This is a genomic window from Kineosporia rhizophila, from assembly GCF_021277265.1.
GTDB lineage: Bacteria > Actinomycetota > Actinomycetes > Actinomycetales > Kineosporiaceae > Kineosporia > Kineosporia rhizophila.
Genome location: NZ_JAJSOH010000015.1, coordinates 77,931 through 97,730, shown reverse-complemented (window position 1 = coordinate 97,730; position 19,800 = coordinate 77,931). Strand labels below are relative to the sequence as shown.

General features: G+C 68.8%; 20 protein-coding genes and 1 riboswitch. Of the genes, 16 read left to right on the top strand and 4 right to left on the bottom strand.

The annotated features are described in order from the left end of the window. The first annotated feature begins 76 nt into the window (after positions 1 to 76). Complete coding sequence (locus LWF15_RS21025) at positions 77 to 544, top strand: MarR family winged helix-turn-helix transcriptional regulator (RefSeq protein ID WP_408623716.1); 468 nt, start codon at positions 77 to 79, stop codon at positions 542 to 544. Positions 545 to 567: 23 nt separating this feature from the next. Here LWF15_RS21025 and LWF15_RS21020 read toward each other — a convergent pair whose 3' ends face one another. Further along, positions 568 to 2,109 (bottom strand): tannase/feruloyl esterase family alpha/beta hydrolase, encoded by a 1,542-nt coding sequence (locus LWF15_RS21020; RefSeq protein ID WP_232812582.1) that lies wholly within the window; start codon positions 2,107 to 2,109, stop codon positions 568 to 570. Between the two features lie 390 nt (positions 2,110 to 2,499). On the opposite strand from LWF15_RS21020, the gene LWF15_RS21015 reads away from it, so the two are divergent. The 7 genes from LWF15_RS21015 to LWF15_RS20985 all read left to right on the top strand — a co-directional run bounded on the left by LWF15_RS21015 (position 2,500) and on the right by LWF15_RS20985 (position 9,155). After that, on the top strand, positions 2,500 to 2,904 hold the full coding sequence (locus LWF15_RS21015) for a hypothetical protein (protein WP_232812581.1): 405 nt from the start codon (positions 2,500 to 2,502) through the stop codon (positions 2,902 to 2,904). A 93-nt stretch (positions 2,905 to 2,997) separates the two neighbouring features. After that, on the top strand, positions 2,998 to 3,672 hold the full coding sequence (locus LWF15_RS21010; protein ID WP_232812580.1) for a DUF6766 family protein: 675 nt from the start codon (positions 2,998 to 3,000) through the stop codon (positions 3,670 to 3,672). Between the two features lie 112 nt (positions 3,673 to 3,784). After that, positions 3,785 to 4,004: riboswitch (cobalamin riboswitch) on the top strand. A gap of 133 nt (positions 4,005 to 4,137) precedes the next feature. Next, on the top strand, positions 4,138 to 4,371 hold the full coding sequence (nrdH, locus tag LWF15_RS21005; protein ID WP_232812579.1) for a glutaredoxin-like protein NrdH: 234 nt from the start codon (positions 4,138 to 4,140) through the stop codon (positions 4,369 to 4,371). Between the two features lie 4 nt (positions 4,372 to 4,375). Further along, positions 4,376 to 4,783, top strand: coding sequence for a class Ib ribonucleoside-diphosphate reductase assembly flavoprotein NrdI (nrdI, locus tag LWF15_RS21000; RefSeq protein ID WP_232812578.1), 408 nt, complete (start codon positions 4,376 to 4,378; stop codon positions 4,781 to 4,783). A 62-nt stretch (positions 4,784 to 4,845) separates the two neighbouring features. Continuing rightward, positions 4,846 to 6,927, top strand: a complete 2,082-nt coding sequence (gene nrdE / locus LWF15_RS20995) for a class 1b ribonucleoside-diphosphate reductase subunit alpha (protein WP_232812678.1) — start codon at positions 4,846 to 4,848, stop codon at positions 6,925 to 6,927. Between the two features lie 34 nt (positions 6,928 to 6,961). Further along, on the top strand, positions 6,962 to 7,927 hold the full coding sequence (gene nrdF / locus LWF15_RS20990) for a class 1b ribonucleoside-diphosphate reductase subunit beta (RefSeq protein WP_408623714.1): 966 nt from the start codon (positions 6,962 to 6,964) through the stop codon (positions 7,925 to 7,927). 1 nt (position 7,928) lies between these two features. Continuing rightward, complete coding sequence (locus LWF15_RS20985) at positions 7,929 to 9,155, top strand: Nramp family divalent metal transporter (RefSeq protein WP_232812577.1); 1,227 nt, start codon at positions 7,929 to 7,931, stop codon at positions 9,153 to 9,155. 15 nt (positions 9,156 to 9,170) lie between these two features. On the opposite strand, the gene LWF15_RS20980 is transcribed toward LWF15_RS20985, so the two are convergent. Beyond that, positions 9,171 to 10,031 (bottom strand): LLM class F420-dependent oxidoreductase, encoded by an 861-nt coding sequence (locus tag LWF15_RS20980; protein WP_232812576.1) that lies wholly within the window; start codon positions 10,029 to 10,031, stop codon positions 9,171 to 9,173. Positions 10,032 to 10,192: 161 nt separating this feature from the next. Here LWF15_RS20980 and LWF15_RS20975 point away from each other — a divergent pair, with 161 nt between their 5' ends. Next, positions 10,193 to 10,753, top strand: coding sequence for a hypothetical protein (locus LWF15_RS20975; protein WP_232812575.1), 561 nt, complete (start codon positions 10,193 to 10,195; stop codon positions 10,751 to 10,753). A gap of 12 nt (positions 10,754 to 10,765) precedes the next feature. Here LWF15_RS20975 and LWF15_RS20970 read toward each other — a convergent pair whose 3' ends face one another. Further along, positions 10,766 to 11,734 carry a helix-turn-helix domain-containing protein gene (locus LWF15_RS20970; RefSeq protein WP_232812574.1) on the bottom strand — a complete coding sequence of 323 codons (969 nt, stop codon included), beginning with the start codon at positions 11,732 to 11,734 and terminating at the stop codon, positions 10,766 to 10,768. Between the two features lie 10 nt (positions 11,735 to 11,744). Here LWF15_RS20970 and LWF15_RS20965 point away from each other — a divergent pair, with 10 nt between their 5' ends. The 4 genes from LWF15_RS20965 (at position 11,745) to LWF15_RS20950 (ending at position 15,204) form a co-directional block, all read left to right on the top strand. Then, a complete protein-coding gene (locus LWF15_RS20965; protein WP_232812573.1) occupies positions 11,745 to 13,031 on the top strand; it encodes an APC family permease in 1,287 nt (428 codons plus the stop codon). Positions 13,032 to 13,122: 91 nt separating this feature from the next. Continuing rightward, positions 13,123 to 13,941 (top strand): alpha/beta hydrolase, encoded by an 819-nt coding sequence (locus LWF15_RS20960; RefSeq protein WP_232812572.1) that lies wholly within the window; start codon positions 13,123 to 13,125, stop codon positions 13,939 to 13,941. Between the two features lie 118 nt (positions 13,942 to 14,059). Then, entirely contained in the window at positions 14,060 to 14,965 is a 906-nt protein-coding gene (locus tag LWF15_RS20955) for an SDR family oxidoreductase (protein ID WP_232812571.1), read from the top strand. Positions 14,966 to 14,997: 32 nt separating this feature from the next. After that, positions 14,998 to 15,204 (top strand): tautomerase family protein, encoded by a 207-nt coding sequence (locus LWF15_RS20950; protein ID WP_232812570.1) that lies wholly within the window; start codon positions 14,998 to 15,000, stop codon positions 15,202 to 15,204. 64 nt (positions 15,205 to 15,268) lie between these two features. On the opposite strand, the gene LWF15_RS20945 is transcribed toward LWF15_RS20950, so the two are convergent. Next, positions 15,269 to 15,868 (bottom strand): helix-turn-helix domain-containing protein, encoded by a 600-nt coding sequence (locus LWF15_RS20945; RefSeq protein WP_408623678.1) that lies wholly within the window; start codon positions 15,866 to 15,868, stop codon positions 15,269 to 15,271. 86 nt (positions 15,869 to 15,954) lie between these two features. Here LWF15_RS20945 and LWF15_RS20940 point away from each other — a divergent pair, with 86 nt between their 5' ends. From LWF15_RS20940 to LWF15_RS20930, 3 genes are all read left to right on the top strand, one after another. Continuing rightward, complete coding sequence (locus LWF15_RS20940; protein ID WP_232812568.1) at positions 15,955 to 17,370, top strand: MFS transporter; 1,416 nt, start codon at positions 15,955 to 15,957, stop codon at positions 17,368 to 17,370. 109 nt (positions 17,371 to 17,479) lie between these two features. After that, complete coding sequence (locus LWF15_RS20935) at positions 17,480 to 18,874, top strand: FAD-binding oxidoreductase (RefSeq protein WP_232812567.1); 1,395 nt, start codon at positions 17,480 to 17,482, stop codon at positions 18,872 to 18,874. A 13-nt stretch (positions 18,875 to 18,887) separates the two neighbouring features. Next, positions 18,888 to 19,796, top strand: a complete 909-nt coding sequence (locus tag LWF15_RS20930) for a pyridoxamine 5'-phosphate oxidase family protein (RefSeq protein WP_232812566.1) — start codon at positions 18,888 to 18,890, stop codon at positions 19,794 to 19,796. The last annotated feature ends 4 nt before the right edge of the window (positions 19,797 to 19,800 follow it).

Sequence of the window (19,800 nt, the reverse complement as noted above, 5' to 3'; positions counted from 1 at the left end):
TCTGAATTGTCAGGATTCCTGATAGTTCCACAGGGCCGGCCGGGTCCGCAAGAAGCCCGGCGGCTGCTTTCATGGCCTGGTGACATCGAGCCCCAGCGATTCCTCCGCCCCGCCGCTGCTGCTGTACGTGGTCAAGCAGCTCGAGCTGGCCACCCGCGCCCAGCTCGACGCCCTGCTGCGCCCCTCCGGCGTGACCGCCCTGCAGTACACCGCGATGACCGTGCTGGCCCGGCGCCCGGCCATGTCCTCCGCCGACCTGGCCCGGGCCTCGTTCGTCAGCGCCCAGTCGACCGCGGACCTCGTCGGCGCCCTGGAGCGGCGGGCGCTGATCCAACGGCAGGTCGACCCGGGGAGCCGGCGGCGGATGCTGATCAGCCTGACCGAGCAGGGACACGCCTTCCTGGCCGAGTACGACCCCCTGGTGGCACAACTGGAGGAGCGGATGCTCAGGAGCCTCGACCAACGCCAGCGCGGGGACCTGCGCGAGTACCTGAACTCCTGCCGACGAGCTCTCAACGCCCCGGCCGACGCGACCCCCGCTTGAGAAACGCGCCATCGACCAGCATCTCAGCCGCGCTTGCAGGCGAAACTGGCGGCCTTCTCGACATCGCCGCCCCGGTACCGGGCCACCGAGGGGTACGGGCACAGAGGACGGGTGCGGTCGGGTGCCCAGGTCGCCGGGACTTCCGGATTGGTCCCACCGGGATTGCCCGCCCCGCGGGCGGTGGCGACGATCTTCTCGGGAGCCTGGCCGCCCTCGACCCACCGGATCAGGGCCCCCAGCCCATCGAACTGGTCGGTGGCGGGGCCACCACGCACATGGCCCATGCCCGGGACCTCGAAGTACCGGACGAACGCATCAGCCCGGCCGCGACTGGCCCGGTCGAGCTCGCGGTACCAGCGCCCGGTGTCCATCGCCGAGAACACCGGGTCGGAAACCCCGTGCGCGACGATCATCTTGGCGCCCCGCTGGCGCAGGGTGTTCAGCTGAGCCGCGTCCGGCGGCGTCATGAACGACATGGCACTCTCGGTGTAGACGCCCTGGGTGGCGAACAGCCGGGGGAACTCGGCATCGACGTCCAGGCCGAGGGCGTAGCCCCGAGTGTCCTGCAGGACACTCGGGTTCGCGGGCGGAGTCCGGAAGACGAAGGCGTGGGCGACCGGGTCCAGGCTCACGGAGTTGCGGAACTTCCAGTCGGCCCAGCCGGTGGTGGCAACTCCGGGATCGTAGTGGAACGGGCTGTAGATGCGACGGCCGTCGCTGGTCCGCGCGCCGTCAAAAACCTTTTGTACAACCTTTTTCTGAGCAGGAGTAAGACAGTCGGGGCAGGTCGGCACGTCACGCTTCACGTCGAACACCGAACGGCAGAGGCCCGGGGCCTGCACCATTCCGTCGCGAACCCCGTCCAGGCGGTCGCAGGTGCGCAGGACGGAATCGGCAAGCAGCCGACGTTGCGCCATCGGCAGCGCGCTCTCCAGGTTGCCGCGGTCGGGGGCGATCGTGGCCCACTGCTGAGCCCCCCAGATCTGAGCCAGGGCAGCCAGCGGCAGGTTGAAACCGGGCGCCACGGCGAAGAACCCGTCGTACTGATCGGCGTAGCGGGCACTGGCGACCAGGGTGTGACGCCCCCCGTTGGACCCGCCCGCGATGTACGAGCGGTCCGGCCCTCGGCCGTAGGCGGCCCGCACCAACTGCTTGGCCATCGGGGTCAGCGAGCCCACGGCCTGGTAGCCGTAGTCCAGCCGGGCCTGCGGATCCAGGCCGAACAAGGGGTTCTGGGCCCCGGTGTGGCCGGCGTCCGAACTCAGTACCGCGAAACCCATCTGCAGCCCACTGCGCAACTGCCCGCCAGTGAAGTTACCGACCGCCGGGGCCACCTGCCCGTCGATACCGCCATTGGCCTGGTACAGGAAGCGCCCGGCCCACTCCAGCGGAAGGCGCATCTCGAAGCCGATGGCGTACGTCTGACCGTCCACCGGACTGACTCGCTCATTCATCCGCCCGGTGACCCGGCAGTGCTCGCCCACCGGCCCACCCGCGTTGGTCAGGGTGCCGGCCGACACAACCTCCGCGGCAGTGATCCGCGTACCGTGATGTCGAAAGTCCATGAGGGACAGGCATTCTCGGAGCGTTCCCGGGCGGGCGGGCGACAACTGCACCCTGTCCGAAGCTGCTGCAGGAGCACCTGACGCCAGAGCGGCTACGACCAGGAGCCCGGCTGCGAGCAGAGCCGATGTGCGACGGAAACCTGATCCCGCCTGGATGAGACCGAGCACGAGGACTCCTTCGACGAGCGACCATGACCGTCAGGATTCCTGATGGTCACACAGGTACGAACGCCACCGCAACCGGCCACTGCCCGCCCGGACTGCCTCCGAGAGGATCTACAGCAGCTGGACGACACGGGCGCACACCGCGCCCTCGTCGCTTGCCGCCCGGGCGAGCGCGAGTAGCGTCTCTGCGACCAGCATCAGAACCAGGCCGCGAGGTGGCGTCGATTGAGAAGCACCGCCGGCGCGCTCCTGGCCGGACTCGCCACCGCGCTCCTGGTGAGCGCCTGCGGCAGCGACGGCGCCGCCTCCGACGCCGGGGATGTGGCCGCCGGTTTCAGCCAGGCCGTCGGCTCCCAGGACGGCGCTCGGGCCTGCGCCCTGCTGTCCCCGAAGATCGCCACAAGCCTTGCCGAGGAAACCTCGCAAACGTGCGCAGACGCCGTCCTCAATCAGGATCTGCCCGCGCCCTCCGGACTGGAGCGCGTGGAACGCCAGGGGCGCAGCGCGTTCGTGGTCACCGGTACCGACACGATGTTCCTGTCCGAGTTCCCGGACGGGTGGAAGGTGATCGGCGCCGGCTGCACCGAACAGGGCTCGGCTCCCTACGACTGTGCCGTCTCGGGAGGATGAGAGCTCATGCGCCTGCTCTTCACGGCCTACGCCCTCTTCATCGCCGGCGGGCTGGTCTACTTCTTCGTGCTCGCCCTGCTGGCCCGCTGACCCATGCGTAAATTCCTCCACGACAACGCGCTCGGCCTGTTCTTCGGATTCATCCTGCTGCTCGCCCTGGCCGGGCAGGCGGTGGCCGGACTGGCCGACTACAACGCCGAGCAGGTCAGCAACGGGCTGGCCACCGTGACGATGGGGCGCTACCTGACCTCGTCCTCGTTCGGCACCGACGTGGCCGAGAACTGGCAGAGCGAGTTCCTGCAGTTCCTGCTGTTCATCGTGGCCACCACCTGGCTGCTGCAGCGCGGTTCGCCGGAGTCCAAGCCGCTGGACAAGGCCGGGCGCGAGAGCGACCAGGACCAGAAACTGGGCGCCTACCTCACCCCGCAGTCGCCGCGCCTGGCCCGGGTCGGGGGTCGGGTGAGCGCGCTCTACTCCAACAGCCTGGGGCTGGTGATGGGCCTGATCTTCCTGGCCTGCTGGTTCGTGCAGTCCCTGACCGGTCAGGTGGCCTACAACGAGCAGCAGATCGCCCAGCTCCAGGCGCCGGTGAGCTGGGCCGGCTATCTCGGCTCCCCGGACTTCTGGAGCCGGACCATGCAGAACTGGCAGTCGGAGTTCCTCGCCGTGGGCTCGATGGCCGTGTTCTCCATCTACCTGCGGCAGCGAGGGTCACCGGAGTCCAAGCCGGTCGGCTCCGGTCACGACAGCACGGGTGTCGAAGGCTGACGGTTCGCGCACCGGCGGACCTGCGCACGGCCGGGTCCGTCCGTCTGCTATGGGGGCTCGATCCCGACGCGCGCACTAGATGTGGTGTTGGCGTACCCGGCCACCTACGGCATATGGTGCGTGCTGTTGCTGGTTCGCCCTGCCATCCAGGTGGGGTGTCGCAAGAGGGAACCCGGTGTGATTCCGGGGCTGCCCCGCAGCGGTAAGTGGGAACGACCGCCGTCAACAGCACTGGGTGCGCCTGCGCGCCCGGGAAGCGACGGTTACTAGGTGCTGGGCCCCGGCCCGGCCTGCCCGCGAGTCCGAAGACCTGCCAGCGATGCACTCGCCCCCAACGCGGGTGGGTGCGTCCGTGGTGCCGCGCGGGACGGAACCGGATGGCTCAGCAGACTGCCTCCTTGGGCACCGCTGTGCCGTCTTCCGGCTCTTGCGCACCTGGTTCCAGAGGATCGGGAAAAGAGAGCTATGACGATTACGGTGTACAGCAAGCCGGCCTGCGTGCAGTGCGACGCCACGAAGCGCGCCCTGGACAAGGCGGGCCTCGCCCACGAGGTCATCGACATCACCCAGGACGACACGGCCCGTGAGTACGTGCTGTCGCTGGGCTACCTCCAGGCGCCGGTCGTGGTGGCCGGCGACGAGCACTGGTCGGGCTACCGCCCCGACCGTCTCCGGGCGCTGGTCGCGCAGCCCGCCTGATTCGGTGGCCTCCCTGGTCTATTTCTCCAGCGCCTCCGAGAACACCCACCGCTTCGTGCAGAAGCTGGGCGTGGCCGCCGAGCGGATCCCGCTGCGGCCCAGCGACCCGTTCCTGCACGTCGAGGAGCCCTACGTGCTCCTGGTACCGACCTACGGCGGGGGCAACGAGGGCGGGGCGGTACCCCGGCAGGTGGTCCGGTTCCTCAACGACGAGGGCAACCGGTCGCTGCTGCGTGGGGTGATCGCGGCGGGCAACACCAACTTCGGCAGCGCGTACTGCGTGGCCGGCGACATCATCTCGGCGAAGTGCCAGGTTCCGTACCTGTTCGCCTTCGAGCTCATGGGAACGACTGAGGACGTGCAGCGCGTCCGCGAAGGATTGGAACGATTTTGGCAACGACAGCCGGTGTGAAGGACGACCTGCAGGTCATCGAGACCGCTCCGGTGAGCCTCGACTACCACTCGCTGAACGCGATGCTGAACCTCTACGGTCCGGACGGCGAGATCCAGTTCGACAAGGACCGTGAGGCGGCGCGGCAGTACTTCCTGCAGCACGTGAACCAGAACACGGTGTTCTTCCACGACCTGGACGAGAAGCTCGACTACCTGGTGGAGAACAAGTACTACGAGCCGGAGGTGCTGGGCCGTTACGACCGGGCCTTCATCAAGCGGCTCTACCAGCACGCCTACGCCCGGAAGTTCCGGTTCCCGACCTTTCTGGGCGCGTTCAAGTACTACACCTCGTACACGCTGAAGACGTTCGACGGCAAGCGGTACCTGGAGCGGTTCGAGGACCGGGTCTCGATGGTGGCCCTGGCCCTGGCCGACGGCGACGAGACGTTCGCGCTGCAGCTGGTGGACGAGATCCTCTCGGGCCGCTTCCAGCCGGCCACGCCCACCTTCCTGAACCTGGGCAAGGCCCAGCGCGGCGAGCCGGTCTCGTGCTTCCTGCTGCGCATCGAGGACAACATGGAGTCGATCGCCCGCGGCATCAACTCGGCGCTGCAGCTTTCCAAGCGCGGCGGCGGAGTCGCCCTGCTGCTGAGCAACATCCGTGAGCACGGCGCCCCGATCAAGCACATCGAGAACCAGTCCTCCGGGGTGATCCCGGTGATGAAGCTGCTGGAAGACTCCTTCTCGTACGCCAACCAGCTCGGTGCCCGCCAGGGCGCGGGCGCGGTGTACCTGCACGCCCACCACCCCGACATCATGAGCTTCCTCGACACCAAGCGGGAGAACGCGGACGAGAAGATCCGGATCAAGACGCTCTCGCTGGGCGTGGTGATCCCGGACATCACGTTCGAGCTGGCCAAGAAGAACGAGGACATGTACCTGTTCTCGCCGTACGACGTGGAACGCGTGTACGGCAAGCCGTTCGCCGACGTCAGCATCAGCAAGAACTACCGGGACATGGTCGACAACGGCCAGATCCGCAAGAAGAAGATCAACGCCCGCGACTTCTTCCAGACCCTGGCCGAGCTGCAGTTCGAGTCCGGTTACCCGTACATCCTGTTCGAGGACACGGCGAACCGCGCGAACCCGATCGAGGGCCGGATCACGCACTCGAACCTGTGCTCGGAGATCCTCCAGGTCTCCACCCCCTCGACGTTCAACACCGACCTGTCGTACGACCACGTCGGCCGTGACATCTCGTGCAACCTGGGCTCGCTGAACATCGCGCACACGATGGACTCGCCCGACTTCGGCCTCACCATCGAGACCGCGATCCGCGCGCTGACCGCCGTGTCCGACCAGACGTCCATCGAGTCGGTTCCTTCGGTGAAGCGGGCCAACGCCGGCGGGCACGCGATCGGCCTCGGACAGATGAACCTGCACGGATTCCTGGCCCGGGAGCGCATCTTCTACGGCTCCGACGAGGGCCTCGACTTCACCAACATCTACTTCTACACGGTGGCCTACCACGCCATCCGCGCCTCGAACCGGCTGGCCCAGGAACGGGGTTCGAGCTTCGCCGGGTTCGAGAAGTCGAAGTACGCCGACGGTTCGTACTTCGAGAAGTACGTGTCCAAGGAATGGGTTCCGCGCACGGCCCGGGTGAAGCAGCTGTTCGCGGACGCCTCGGTCGCCATCCCGACCCAGGAGGACTGGGCGGCCCTCGCCCAGGCGGTGCGCGAGCACGGCCTGTACAACCAGAACCTGCAGGCGGTTCCGCCGACCGGCTCGATCTCGTACATCAACAACTCCACCTCCTCGATCCACCCGATCGTCTCCAAGATCGAGATCCGCAAGGAGGGCAAGCTCGGCCGCGTGTACTACCCGGCGCCGTTCATGACGAACGAGAACCTGGAGTACTACCAGGACGCGTACGAGATCGGCTACGAGAAGATCGTCGACACCTACGCCGAGGCCACGCAGCACGTCGACCAGGGCCTGTCGCTGACGCTGTTCTTCAAGGACACCGCCACCACCCGGGACATCAACCGCGCGCAGATCTACGCGTGGCGCAAGGGGATCAAGACGCTGTACTACATCCGCCTGCGCCAGCTGGCCCTGGAGGGGACCGAGGTCGAGGGCTGCGTCTCCTGCATGCTCTGATTTTTCCTGGCACGAAACAGAATTGAGGACGATTGTGGTCAAGCTGATCGATCGGGTCCAGGCGATCAACTGGAACAAGCTGCAGGACGAGAAGGACCTCGAGGTCTGGGACCGGCTCACCGGGAACTTCTGGCTGCCGGAGAAGGTGCCGCTGTCCAACGACATCCAGTCGTGGGCCACGCTCACCGATGTCGAGAAGCAGATGACGACGCGGGTGTTCACCGGTCTGACCCTGCTCGACACGATCCAGGGCACGGTGGGGGCGGTCAGCCTGATCCCCGACTCCCTCACCCAGCACGAGGAGGCGGTGTACACCAACATCGCGTTCATGGAGTCGGTGCACGCCCGCTCGTACTCGAGCATCTTCTCCACGCTGATCTCCTCGCGGGAGATCGACGACGCCTTCCGCTGGTCGGAGGAGAACCCCAGCCTGCAGCGCAAGGCCGAGATCGTGCTGGAGTTCTACCGGGGCGACGAGCCGCTCAAGCGCAAGGTCGCCTCGACCATGCTGGAGTCGTTCCTGTTCTACTCCGGCTTCTACGCGCCGATGTACTGGTCGAGCCGGGCCAAGCTGACGAACACGGCCGACCTGATCCGCCTGATCATCCGCGACGAGGCGGTGCACGGCTACTACATCGGCTACAAGTACCAGAAGGGCCTGGAGCTGGTCACCGCGGCCGAGCGTCAGGAACTGAAGGACTACACGTTCTCGCTGCTGTTCGAGCTGTACGAGAACGAGGTCGAGTACACCCAGGACCTGTACGACCCGCTCGGCCTGACCGAGGACGTCAAGAAGTTCCTGCGCTACAACGCCAACAAGGCCCTGATGAACCTGGGCTACGAGGCGCTGTTCCCCAAGGACGAGACCGACGTGAACCCGGCCATCCTGAGCGCGCTCTCGCCGAACGCCGACGAGAACCACGACTTCTTCTCCGGTTCGGGTTCCTCGTACGTGATCGGCAAGGCCGTGAACACCGAGGACGAGGACTGGGACTTCTGAGATGAGCGCCGGCGTCGAGGTGGGCTCGCGGGTCACCCGCTGGCGGGGGATCGCTCTGCTGATGGGCCCGGCCCTGGTCGCCTCGGCGGCCTACGTCGATCCCGGCAACGTGGCCACCAACACCTCGGCCGGCGCCCAGTTCGGGTACCTGCTGGTCTGGGTGATCGTCGGGGCGAACCTGATCGCCGCCCTGCTGCAGTTCCTCTCGGCCAAGCTCGGCATCGTCACCGGGCAGTCGCTCCCGCAGCTCCTGCGTGAGCGGCTGCCCGCCCCGGCGCGGCTGGCCTACTGGGGGCAGGCCGAACTGGTGGCGATGGCCACCGACCTGGCCGAGATCGTCGGCGGGGCGCTGGCCCTGAACCTGCTGTTCGGGATCCCGCTGCTGCCCGGAGCCCTGATCACCACGACCGTCTCGATGATCGTCCTGGCCTTCGGGCGGGCGGGTTTCGGGCGCGTCGTGGTGGTCATGCTCGGTGTGGTGTTCGCCGGGTTCATCGCCGGGCTGCTGTTCGACCTGCCGGCCGCGGGTGACCTGGCCAGCGGGCTGGTACCCCGGCTGCAGGGGCAGGAAAGCCTGCTGCTGGCGGTCGGGATGCTGGGGGCGACGGTCATGCCGCACGCCATCTACGCCCACTCCGCCCTGGCCAGCGAACGACACGGTCGCGTCGAGACCGACCGGTTGCCCAGGCTTCTGGCGGCAACTCGCACCGACGTCGGGGTGGCCCTGCTGGCCGCCGGGGCGGTGAACCTGTCCCTGTTGCTGATCGGGGCGGGCGCACTGAACGGCATGGACGGGGTGAGCTCGATCGAGGGCGTGCACGAGGCCATCGGCGACACCCTGGGTCCGGTGGCGGCCCTGTGCTTCGCCGTGGCTCTGCTGTTCTCCGGACTGGCCTCCACCGCAGTCGGTTCCTACGCCGGCTCGGTGATCATGGGTGGGTTGCTGCACCGGCAGATCCCGGTGCTGGTCCGGCGTCTGGTCACGGCGATTCCCGCCCTGACGATCCTGGCCGTGGGAGCCGACCCCACCACCGCCCTGATCTACTCCCAGGTGGTCCTGTCGTTCGGCATCCCCTTCGCCCTGATCCCCTTGCTCGTCCTGACTTCTCGGCGCTCGGTGATGGGCGAGGCCCGCAACAAACCCGCCACCATCGTCGCCGCGGGGGCAGCGTGCGTCCTCATCGTCGTCCTCAATCTGGTTCTGCTGGTGCTCACCTTCACCGGCTGAGCCTGCCCCGAGCGCCTACACCAGGGCCGGGGCCAGACGACGCCACTGCTCGCGCGGATCGGCCACGCCCTCGGCGGTCAGCACCTGCACGGTCACGTGATCGGCACCGGCGGCGCGGTGTTCGGCGATCCGGGTCCGGATCGCGCTCTCGTCGCCCCAGGCGATCAGCGCATCGAACACCCGGTCGCTGACCGTGTCGATGTCGTCCTGCGAGAAGCCCAGGCGCAGCAGGTTGTTGGTGTAGTTGGGCAGCTGGAAGTAGCCCTTGATCCAGCCGGTGCCGATCTCCCGGGCCTCCGGCCGCGAACCCGCGAGAACGACCGTCTGCTCGGGCAGCACCAGCGGCCCCTCGCCCAGCGCCTCGCGGGCGATCCGGGTGTGCTCGGGCGTCACCAGGTAGGGGTGCACCCCGGCGGTGCGGCGCCGGGCCAGCTCCAGCATCTTCGGACCCAGCGCGGCCAGGACCCGGGACTCCTGCGGAACCGGCGGCTGCGCCTGGTCGATGCCGTCGAGGAACGCCGCCGTGGCGGCCAGCGGCTTCTGATATCGGCCGGCTTCGGCCTTGTCCACGATCGGGGCATGACTCACGCCGATCCCCATCAGGAACCGCTGCCCGTAGGTGCTCGTCAGTTCCGCGTGGGCGGCGGCCGCGGCCGCGGGCTCGTGCATCCAGAGGTTGAGAATGCCGGTGGCGACCACGATCTCGTTCGTCGCCGCCAGGAGGTTACGCACGGCGTCGAAGACCGGCCCGCCGGTGTCCGGGATCCACAGCGCGCTGTAGCCCAGGCTCTCCAGCTCGGCCGCAGCCTGCGCCACCTCCTGCGGGTCGCCGTAGCGCAGCCACCCGTCCCACACACCGACACCTGAGAGCTTCAAACCGGAAACCTCTTCTCAGCTTCGAGCACTGCGGCAACGCCTCGAGCCGGGGCGCCCCTGTAGCCAACCCCAGTCTCGGACACGCAGTCAACGACGACGCGAGTCCCCCGCGCACTCTGCCCGAAATGCGGCCATCCGCGCACTGGGTGAAGATCATTCGCATGGCTGAGACCGATGAGGCGCTTCGGGCCTGGCGCAGGCAGAACCGACGGCTGCGCATCCTGGCGCTCGCCTTCATCGTCCTGACCCCGCTCATGTACGGCGTTCTTTTCGTCCTTTCCGACGGCGACTCCTCACCCCTGTTCTGGGTCGTGCTGTCCCTTGCCGTGACCGTGCCTGCGTTGATCCCGCTGGGGCTCGTCGTGTGGCAGCGCCGACGGGGTAGCGCCTGGGCTCAACCCTCCCTGCTGCTGGGAGTGGACAAGGACCGGCGCAAGGCCATCGTGAAGGCGGTCAAGGCTGGGCATCCGGTCGAGGCGCAGGACCACGAGGTCGCCGTCAACACGGCTCAGGGGTTGGTGCGCCAGCGCCGACTGCTGTGGATCGTGCCGTTCTTCCTTCTGCTGTGGACCTGGAATCTGCTGACCGGCGAGTTGGAGGCCTGGGACGTCCTGATCGTGATCGGGATCGTCGGAATGTGCGCGTCCATGCCGTTCCAGATCCGCGATGCCCGGCGCGGCGTCGAGTGGCTGAAGAAGTACCAGAACATCCCTCCCCAGTGATTCAGCCCGCCGTCAGTCGTGTTCGAGCCGGAACACCTCCCGGTAGGCGTGCGGCGACGTGTGCAGGTGCCGGGCGAAGGCCTGGCGCAGACTCGTCGCGGTACCGAAGCCGCTGCGCCCGGCCACCTGGTCGATCGACAGGGTGGTGCTCTCGAGCAGGTGCTGGGCCCGGCGCAGGCGCTCGATCTGCAGCCAGCGGTGGGGGGTGAGTGCGTACTCCCGCTCGAACCGGCGGATCAGGGTGCGGGGGCTGACGCTGGCCTGGGCGGCGAGGTCGGCCAGGGTGATCTGCTGGTCCAGGTGGGCCCGGGCCCATTCGACGACGGGTCCCAGGCCGGTTCCCGGGTTCTCGGGCACCGGTACGGGCACGAACTGGGCCTGGTCGGCGCTGCGGTGCGGTGGAACGACGAGGCGACGGGCCAGTTCGTTCACCACCGCGGCGCCCCGGTCACGGCGCACCAGTTCCAGGCAGAGGTCGATGGCCGCGGCCGTCCCCGCGGAGGTGAACACCGTGCCCTCGGCGGTGTAGAGCACGGCCGGATCGACGTCGACCTTCGGGTAGCGGCGGGCCAGTTCCCCCGCGTACATCCAGTGCGTGGTGGACTTTCCGTCGTCGAGCAGGCCGGCCTCGGCCAGAGCGAACGCCCCCGAGCAGAGCCCCACGATGCGGGCGCCGCGTTCGTGCGCCAGCCGTAGGGCGGCGACCAGATCGGCCGGCGGTGTCTGCGTCACGTCGGCGCAGGCGGGCACGATGACGGTGTCGGCCTGGATCAGATCCTCCAGGCCGGACGTCCGGGGCACGTGGAAACCGAAGCCCACGGCCACGTCGGGTCCGGAGGCGCAGAGCAGGAACTCGTAGGGCGGATCGATCAGGTCCGGCCGCGGCAGCCCGAAGACTTCGCACGGCACCGCCAGCTCGAACAGGGGCGCGCCCGCCATCACCGCCACCGCCACCCGATGGTTGTCACGTTTCTTTCGCATCATGGCGATCATGCCACTGTTGGTCGTGGCGGCGGTAGGACGTAATAGCGGTATGACCCTCACCGCGACCCCGGCGAGAACGATCGGCCTCTGGCAGGGAACGGCGCTGTACGTGTGCGCGATTTTGGGCGCCGGCGTCCTGGTACTGCCCGGGCAGGTCGCCTCGCTCGCCGGCCCGGCCTCCCTCCTGGCCTGGGTCTTCAGCATCGTCCTGTCGGTGCCGCTGGCTTTCACCTTCGCCCGCCTGGCCTCGGTCTATCCGGACGCCGGCGGTATCGCCGTCTACGCCGCAGCCGCTTTCGGCCGGGCGGCCGGTGCGGTGTCGGGCTGGTGGTACTTCATCGCCGGTTCTGTCGGCCAGACCATCGTCCCGCTGACGGCGGGGTACTACATCACCGACGCGACCGGCCTGCCCACCTCGGCCGCACCTGCCTTCGGCGCCCTGATCCTGGGCGCCGCAGTGGTGATCACTCTGGCCGGAACCCAGATCGGCAGCCGGATCCAGGTGCTGCTCTCCGCGGGAGTCTGCGTTCTGCTGACGATGGCCATCGTCGCAGCCGTACCGCAACTGCGGTGGGACGCCTACACCCCCTTCGCACCCCACGGAGTCGGCGGGATCGGCGTCGCGGTGGTCATCCTCTTCTTCGCATTCTCCGGCTGGGAGGCCATTTCGCACCTGTCCGCCGAGTTCCGGGACCCGCAGCGCACTTTGCACCTGGCCACGCTGATCACGCTGTTCGTCGTCGCGGTGCTGTATCTCGGGGTCGCCGTGGCCGTGGTGGGCACGAGCAGTTACGGCTCCCCCGAGCTCGACAACGTCTCCCTGGCCAGGGTGGTCAGCGGCCGCTTCGGTCTCTCCCCGGCGGTCGCTCTGGCCCTCGCCGCCACCGTCATCTGCTGGGGAACCACCACCGCATTCGTGGCTTCCATCTCGCGCCTGGGCTTCGCTCTGGGCCGCGACGGACTTGCGCCTCGGGCCCTGGCCCGGGTCAACCGCCGGGGTGCCCCCGACGTCGGCGTGCTCGCTGTGGCCGGGATCGGCGCCGCGGGGCTGGCCGGATCGGCAGCTTTCGGCTGGGGCACCAGCACTTTCGTGTACATCCCCTCGACGCTCGCGCTCACCACTTACCTGGTGGCGACGGCCGCTGCGATCCGGCTGCTCCCCGGCCGTCAGAAGATCCTTCCTGCGATCGGATTCGTACTCATCCTGGCCGTGACTCCCTCGGCCGGCTGGCATCTCGTCATTCCGGTCATCGTCGCGGCAGCGGCCCTGGTCTATCAGCGGCAGAAAATTTAGGACGCTTGTGAGCCCCGACGCGCGGCTCTCACCTGTGTGAGTACGGGCTTCCGCTCAAGAACCCGGGTCTACCCTGGCGTAGGGTCCGAGCATGGCCTCCTGGCAGAGCTATTCGCAGACGGAACTCGACGAGCAGTACTCGCCCAGCAGTCGCATCGAATCCCTGACCACCTATCTCGACGAATACGCCGAACGCAGCCGCCGGGCCCGGATCTCCCTCGATCACCGAGCCGACCTGCCCTACGGCCCGGACCCGGCCGAGCGGCTCGACCTCTTTCCCGGGCCGGGCACTGACTGTGCCCTGATGGTCTACGTGCACGGCGGCAACTGGCAGGCCCTCAGCCGCAAGGACTCGGCCTTCATCGCCCCGGACGCACACCGGGCCGGCGTCGCGTTCGCCGCGCTCGGCTACGGCCTGGCCCCCGGCACTCCCCTGCCGAACATGGTGACCTCCATCGAACGCGGCCTGACCTGGCTGCACGAGAACGCCGCGGCCCTGGGCTTCGACCCCGGACGGATCCACGTGGCCGGATCCTCAGCCGGTGCCCACCTCGTCGCGGCCGCCGTCCTCACCCGCGCCACGCCCGCCGCCGGGTGCGTGCTGCTGAGCGGCATGTACGACCTGGAACCGGTGCGCCACAGCTACGTCAACGACGCCCTGCGCCTCGACGCCGCGACCGCCCACGCCCTGAGCCCGATCCGGCACCTCCACGCCGACCGGCCTTGGGTGATCATGGCGCGAGGCCTGAACGAGACCGACGAATACGCCCGCCAGCATCAGGACATGGCCCGCGCAGTGAATCCGGCGACCCACCTGGTGGTGCCCGGCCGCAACCACTTCGACCTGCCCTACGACCTGCTGGCGCGGAGCACCGCGCTGGGCGACGCCGTGCTGGCCTCGATCCGCTGAGCAGTCCTCGTATCGACGATACGGCTCGCGACTACCGTCGATCCAGAATCGTGCTACGGTCTTCGTATCAAAGGAACGAACCAGTCGTACCGTCGATACAGCCAGATCGGAGTGCATCATGACCGACTCCCCCCAGGTCGTCCTCATCACGGGCGCTTCCAGCGGCTTCGGCCTCCTGACCGCACAGTCCCTGGCCCGTGCCGGGCACACCGTCGTCGCGGGGATGCGCGCCACCACCGAGCGCAACGCTTCGGTCGTCGCCGACCTGGCCCGACTGGCCACCGTCGAGGGCCTGCGCCTGAGCGCGGTCGAACTGGACGTACAGTCCCAGGCGTCCGCCGACGCCGCCCTCGCCGAGGTGAGCCGGCAGCACGGCCGTCTTGACGTCATCGTGCACAACGCCGGTCACATGGTCAGCGGACCGGCTGAAGCCTTCACCCCCGAGCAGCTGACCGCCCTCTACGACGTCAACGTCGTGGGCACCCAACGGGTCAACCGGGCCGCCCTACCGCTGCTGCGCGAACAGGGATCGGGGCTGCTGGTCTGGGTGGGCAGCTCCTCCACCCGCGGCGGGCACCCCCCGTTCCTGGCGCCCTACTTCGCCGCCAAGGCCGCCATGGACGCGCTGGCCGAAAGCTACGCCGGCGAACTCGTCCGCTTCGGCATCGACACCACGATCGTGGTTCCCGGAGCCTTCACCTCCGGGACGAACCACTTCGCCCACGCCGGGCGCCCCGAGGACCAGGCCACCGAGGCAGCGTACGGGCCGCTGTACGGGGAACTGCTGGGCGACCTGCCCCAGCGCCTGGCCGCCCTGGTCCCAGCCGACGCCGACGTACAGTCCGTCGCCGACGAGATCGTGCGCGTGGTCGATCTCCCCGCAGGCCAAAGGCCTTTCCGCACCCACGTGGACCCCAGCCGGGACGGCAGCGAAGTGGTCTCGGCCGTCGCCGACCGTATCCGCGCCGAGTTCTACCGCCGCGTCGGCCTCGAGAGCCTGCTTCCCTCGAACGCCGCACTCTGAAAACCCGTCCCCAGAAAGAGAAGAGAACAGCCATGCCCTTCGCCAACCTCAAGGTTCCCGCCGACACCCTCACCCCGGAGTCGAAGAAGAGACTCTCCGACGCGGTGGTCGAGGCCTACGTCTCGGTCTACGGCGAGCGCGCCCGGGCCACCACCCTCGTGCTCGTCGACGAGGTCGTCGAGGGCGGCTGGAACCTCGGCGGAACGATCCTGACCGCGGAGATGCTCGGCCGCAGCTGATCGGCGCCCGTCCCGCCTCCTGTCGTAGCGGGTCAGGCGCAGGTCGCCACCTCCGCCCAACCCGCTACGAGCCGGTCTCCTCCGGGCCGATCACTGGGCCGACCGCCCGGACGACCGGCTGGTCGCCGAACGGCCCGAAGAGATGGAGGATCTCGACGGCCGTGCCGTCCGCAGGACCGAACCAGTGCGGCTCGGCCGTGTCGAACTCCGTCATCTCGCCCGGCACCAGGTGAAATTCACGTTCGCCGACGATGAGGCGCAGCTGTCCGGCGAGCACGTAGAGCCATTCGTATCCGGCATGCGAGACCAGCTGCGGTTCACGCGGCGCCAGAACCTGTTTGAACACGCGTACCCGTCCGGGATAGCGGGTCAGCGGCACCAGGACGCTGCCGTGGTCGCGGCGCTGCGGGGTCAGGTGCGTGCGCGGGTCGCCGGTGGCGGGTGCGGCGACGAGCTGGTCCAGGGCCACGCGCAGCGTCTGGGCCAGAGGGATGAGCAGGTCGAGGGTGGGCCGGCGGCGGCCGGTCTCCAGGCGCGAGAGGGTACTCACCGACAGGCCCGTCTGCTCGGCCACCGACTCCAGCGTCAGTCCCCGGTTCTGCCGTACTGAACGCACCCGTGCGCCGATGCCGTCCAGGATCTCCTCCACACTCACGTCCACCATTTTGCAGTTCTCGCAAATTCCGTCGCCACGGCCTCACCCTCGCTCGCACGATGAGCCACCTCATCCGCTCCGACAGACGGTGACTCGTGACCATTTCCCAGCAGGTCTCCCCGGTATCCCCGCCGCTCAGCACGAGGCGGCGCTGGACGGTGCTGGCCGTGTGCGCAACGGCCATGTTCCTCATCGGCCTCGACACCACCATCGTCAACGTGGCCCTGCCGGACATCGGCCGTGACCTGCGCACGGACACCCGAGGGCTGCAGTGGACGGTCGATGCCTACACGATCGTCTTCGCCGGCCTGCTCATCACCTCCGGTTCGCTCGCCGACCGGTACGGGCGCCGCCGGGTGTTCCGGACCGGCCTGGTGATCTTCGGTGCCGCCTCTCTCGCCTGCGCGCTCGCCCCGTCCCTGGAGGTCCTGATCGCGGCGCGCGCACTGCAGGGTGTGGGCGCCTCGATGCTCAGCCCGGTGGCGCTGGCCATCGTGGTCAACGCCATGCCCGAGCCGCGGGAACGGGCCCGCGCGATCGGGATCTGGGCGTCCGTCTTCGGGCTCAGCATGGCTACCGGGCCGGTCCTGGGTGGGGCGCTGACCACTGCGCTCGGCTGGCGGGCGGTGTTCTGGGCCGGGGTCCCGATCGTGCTCGCGGCTCTTCTTCTGGTGGCGCTCGTCGTGCCGGAGTCCCGAGGTCACCGGCACCGCCGCCTCGACCTGCCCGGCCAGGTCCTGCTGATGACGTCGATCGGCCTGGGCGTCGGACTCCTGATCGAGATGCCGCGACTGCACCACGCAACCGCTGGGCTGATCGCGGGCCCCCTTCTCCTGGCGGTCCTGGTCCTCGCCTTCGTCCAGGTCGAGACCCGCCGACCGCAGCCACTGATGGATCCGGCCCTGTTCCGCAGGCCGGCGTTCGCCGGCGCCGTGGTAGGCGCGGCGGCGGTGTTCGTCGCACTGAACATGACCCTGTTCCTGAACACCTTGTATCTACAGGAGACCCTGGGCTGGTCGGCGGCACGGGCCGGGGCGGCGACGCTGCCTCTGGCAGTGGGGGCCACGATCTGCGCGCCCATCGCCGGGACGCTGATGGGCCGGCGCGGGCCCCGAATGCCCTTGCTGCTGGCAGGCGGGTTCCTCGCCGTGGGCGGGCTGGGTCTGCTCCTGGCCGGCGACCGGGAAGGAACCGGATGGGCCCTGCTCGCCCTGGCCCTGGTCGGGATCGGGATCGGCTTCGCGAACGCTCCGCTCACGACGACCGCGGTGACCGGTCTGCCGAAGGAACGGGCGGGTGTGGCAGGTGGAACCACATCGGCGGCCCGGCAGGTGGGCGCGGCCATCGGGATAGCTGTCGGTGGGAGTCTGGTGGCCGATGTCGACGCGGCGGGCCTGGCGGCGGCCTCCCGCCCCGGGTGGATCATCGTGTCCGGTTGTGGGCTGGTACTTGTCGCTGTGGCTGCGCTCAGCGCACAGTCCCCTGGGCGATCAGGGCGCGGGGACGAATAGCCGCCTTGCTGAGGCATCAACGGCGGCCCGCACCAGACCGACGTTTTCAGGTGCCCGCGTCCAACCTTCGTCCATGTTTTGTTGATCGTACCCTGTTGTGCTGATCGGCATGAACGACGCAGTGATCATTCCCCCGGCCGCCCTGGACCTTCTGACCAGCCAGGTGACCGGTCCCGTAGCTACTCCTGCTGACCAGTCGTACGGCGATGAGACCTTTGCCTGGAACCTGGGTTTCCCGCAGACGCCGGCGGTGGCGGTCGGCGCCACCAATGCTGCCGACGTGCAGGCGGCCGTGCGCTTCGCCGCCGTCCAGAACCTGCCGGTGGCCGTTCTGGCCACGGGGCACGGTGTGATGAGCACAGCCGACCAGGCTGTACTCATCAACGTGCGCCGGCTGAGGAGCCTGCAGATCGATCCGGAGGCGCGAACGGCGACCGTGGGGGCGGGCGTCGAGTGGCAGGAGGTGGTCTCCGCGGCCGGTGCTCTCGGCCTGGCGCCGGTCAGCGGTTCGGCCCTGAACGTGGGGGTGGTGGGTTACACCCTCGGTGGTGGCCTCAGCCCGGTGCTCGGGCGTCGCTTCGGCTGGGCGGCCGACCACGTGCGTGCGTTCGACATCGTCACTGCGGACGGCGAACTGCGCACGGTGACCGCGCAGAGCGAGCCCGACCTGTTCTGGGCCGTGCGCGGGGGCAAGTCCAACTTCGGAGTGGTCGTCTCGCTCACGTTCTCGCTGATGCCGGTGCCTCGGTTCTACGGCGGTGGCCTCTATTTCGACGCCGAGCGGGCAGATCCCGTCCTGAGCGAGTTCCGCCGTCTGGCCGGTCTGGAGGACGACCGCGTCAGTGTCTCCTTCGCTTTCCTGAGGCTGCCTCCGGCGCCGTTCGTACCCGAGCCCTTGCGCGGAAAGGTTATTGCGCACCTGCGCTTTTCCCATCTGGGTACCGCCGAGGAGGGCGAGGCGCTGCTGGCGCCGGTACGGGCTGCGGCGCCGGCGCTCATTGATCTGGCGCAAGAGCGTCCGTACACCGAATATGCCGTGGTACACAATGATCCGGTCGATCCGCTGCCGGCCTACGAGCGCACCACCATGCTGACCGGATTCCCGCCAGAGGCAGCCCAGGCCTTCGTCGAGACCGCGGGCGCAGGGGTGGACACCCCCGTCCTGGTCGCCGAGATCCGCCGCCTGGGCGGGGCTCTCGGCCGAGAGCCCGAGGTGGCCAATGCGATCGGCCATCGAGACGCGCCGTTCACCCTGTGGTTGGGAGCAACCGGTGCTCCGGGGGATCCAGCGGCGATGGCGGGCCCTCTTGACGCGCTTCTGGATGCCCTGGCGCCGTGGAAGCATCCTGGGGCGGTACTGAACTTCCTCAGCCCGGCCGATGCAGACCCGGCGCAGATCGCGCAGGCCTATTCCCCGGCCGTTCACGAGCGGTTGCTCGAGTGCAAGCTCAAGTACGACCCGCTGAACCGGTTCCGGGTGAACCACGTCCTGATCGCCGGTTGAGGGCGAGGCCGCCGTGATTTCCCTCGACCCCGATGTCTCCTCCCTCGTCGACGCCTACCGCACGTGCGAGTTCGCCACTCTCGGGCCGGACGGCACGCCACTGGCCTGGCCGACCCTCACCCTGCGGCAACCGGACGGCTCGTTCGTGATTACCACCACCCTCGCCTTCGCCCAGAAGGCGGTGAACGTGCGCCGGGACGGCCGGGTGGCTCTGTTGTTCTCCGACCCGACCGGCAGTGGCCGGGACCTGCCGCCGCAGGTCCTGGTGTCCGGCTCGGCCCTCAGCCCGGAATCGGTCCTGGTCTCTCCGGAGGGTCTGGAGGCCTACTGGGCGATGGTCTTCGCCCGTCAGCCGGGCAACCGCGCATACCTGCGCGGGCCCATGCGCCGGCTGATGGACTGGTACTTCGTCCGGCTTCGGATCGACGTCGAGCCGACAGCGGTCACCACGCTGCCGGCCTTCCGACCGCAGAAACGGGCCAGCATGTCAGCGACAGGCCTGGTCGGGGCCGAGGCCCTGGCCCAGGCTCCCTCGGCCGTACTGGGGGCCCGCGACCGGTCCGGGGCGCCGGTGCTGTTCCGCGTGGAGGCCGTTGCGGACGCTCCGGCCGGTGGATACCGCGTCGACGTCCCGGCCGGTATCGAAGCCCTGGACGGGCCGGGCAGTCTGCTGATGCATCACCACGACGAACTCGTGGCCGGACAGGCCAACGCCCTGGTGCGTGGGCGCCTGCAGACAGACGGGACGGGACGACGGCTGTTCGTGCCCGAACGGGTTGTGGAACCCATGCGGTTGCGCACCCCGCTCGACCTCCTGCGCCTGGTCAGGAGGAACAAGCAGGCGACCCGCCGCTATCGGGACCGGCGCGGGATCAGCCCGGCCCCGGTGCAGTGGGACCGGTTCCGCCACCTGGCTGGGTAGGCCG

Coding starts and splice junctions, on each gene's coding strand:
- LWF15_RS20985 (WP_232812577.1), top strand. CDS start 7,929: ATGAGCGCCGGCGTCGAGGTGGGCTCGCGGGTCACCCGCTGGCGGGGG.
- nrdE (WP_232812678.1), top strand. CDS start 4,846: ATGCTGAACCTCTACGGTCCGGACGGCGAGATCCAGTTCGACAAGGAC.
- LWF15_RS20955 (WP_232812571.1), top strand. CDS start 14,060: ATGACCGACTCCCCCCAGGTCGTCCTCATCACGGGCGCTTCCAGCGGC.
- LWF15_RS20965 (WP_232812573.1), top strand. CDS start 11,745: ATGCCACTGTTGGTCGTGGCGGCGGTAGGACGTAATAGCGGTATGACC.
- LWF15_RS21020 (WP_232812582.1), bottom strand. CDS start 2,109: ATGGACTTTCGACATCACGGTACGCGGATCACTGCCGCGGAGGTTGTG.
- LWF15_RS20935 (WP_232812567.1), top strand. CDS start 17,480: ATGAACGACGCAGTGATCATTCCCCCGGCCGCCCTGGACCTTCTGACC.
- LWF15_RS21010 (WP_232812580.1), top strand. CDS start 2,998: ATGCGTAAATTCCTCCACGACAACGCGCTCGGCCTGTTCTTCGGATTC.
- LWF15_RS20960 (WP_232812572.1), top strand. CDS start 13,123: ATGGCCTCCTGGCAGAGCTATTCGCAGACGGAACTCGACGAGCAGTAC.
- LWF15_RS20945 (WP_408623678.1), bottom strand. CDS start 15,868: ATGGTGGACGTGAGTGTGGAGGAGATCCTGGACGGCATCGGCGCACGG.
- nrdH (WP_232812579.1), top strand. CDS start 4,138: ATGACGATTACGGTGTACAGCAAGCCGGCCTGCGTGCAGTGCGACGCC.
- LWF15_RS20970 (WP_232812574.1), bottom strand. CDS start 11,734: ATGCGAAAGAAACGTGACAACCATCGGGTGGCGGTGGCGGTGATGGCG.
- LWF15_RS20950 (WP_232812570.1), top strand. CDS start 14,998: ATGCCCTTCGCCAACCTCAAGGTTCCCGCCGACACCCTCACCCCGGAG.
- LWF15_RS20975 (WP_232812575.1), top strand. CDS start 10,193: ATGGCTGAGACCGATGAGGCGCTTCGGGCCTGGCGCAGGCAGAACCGA.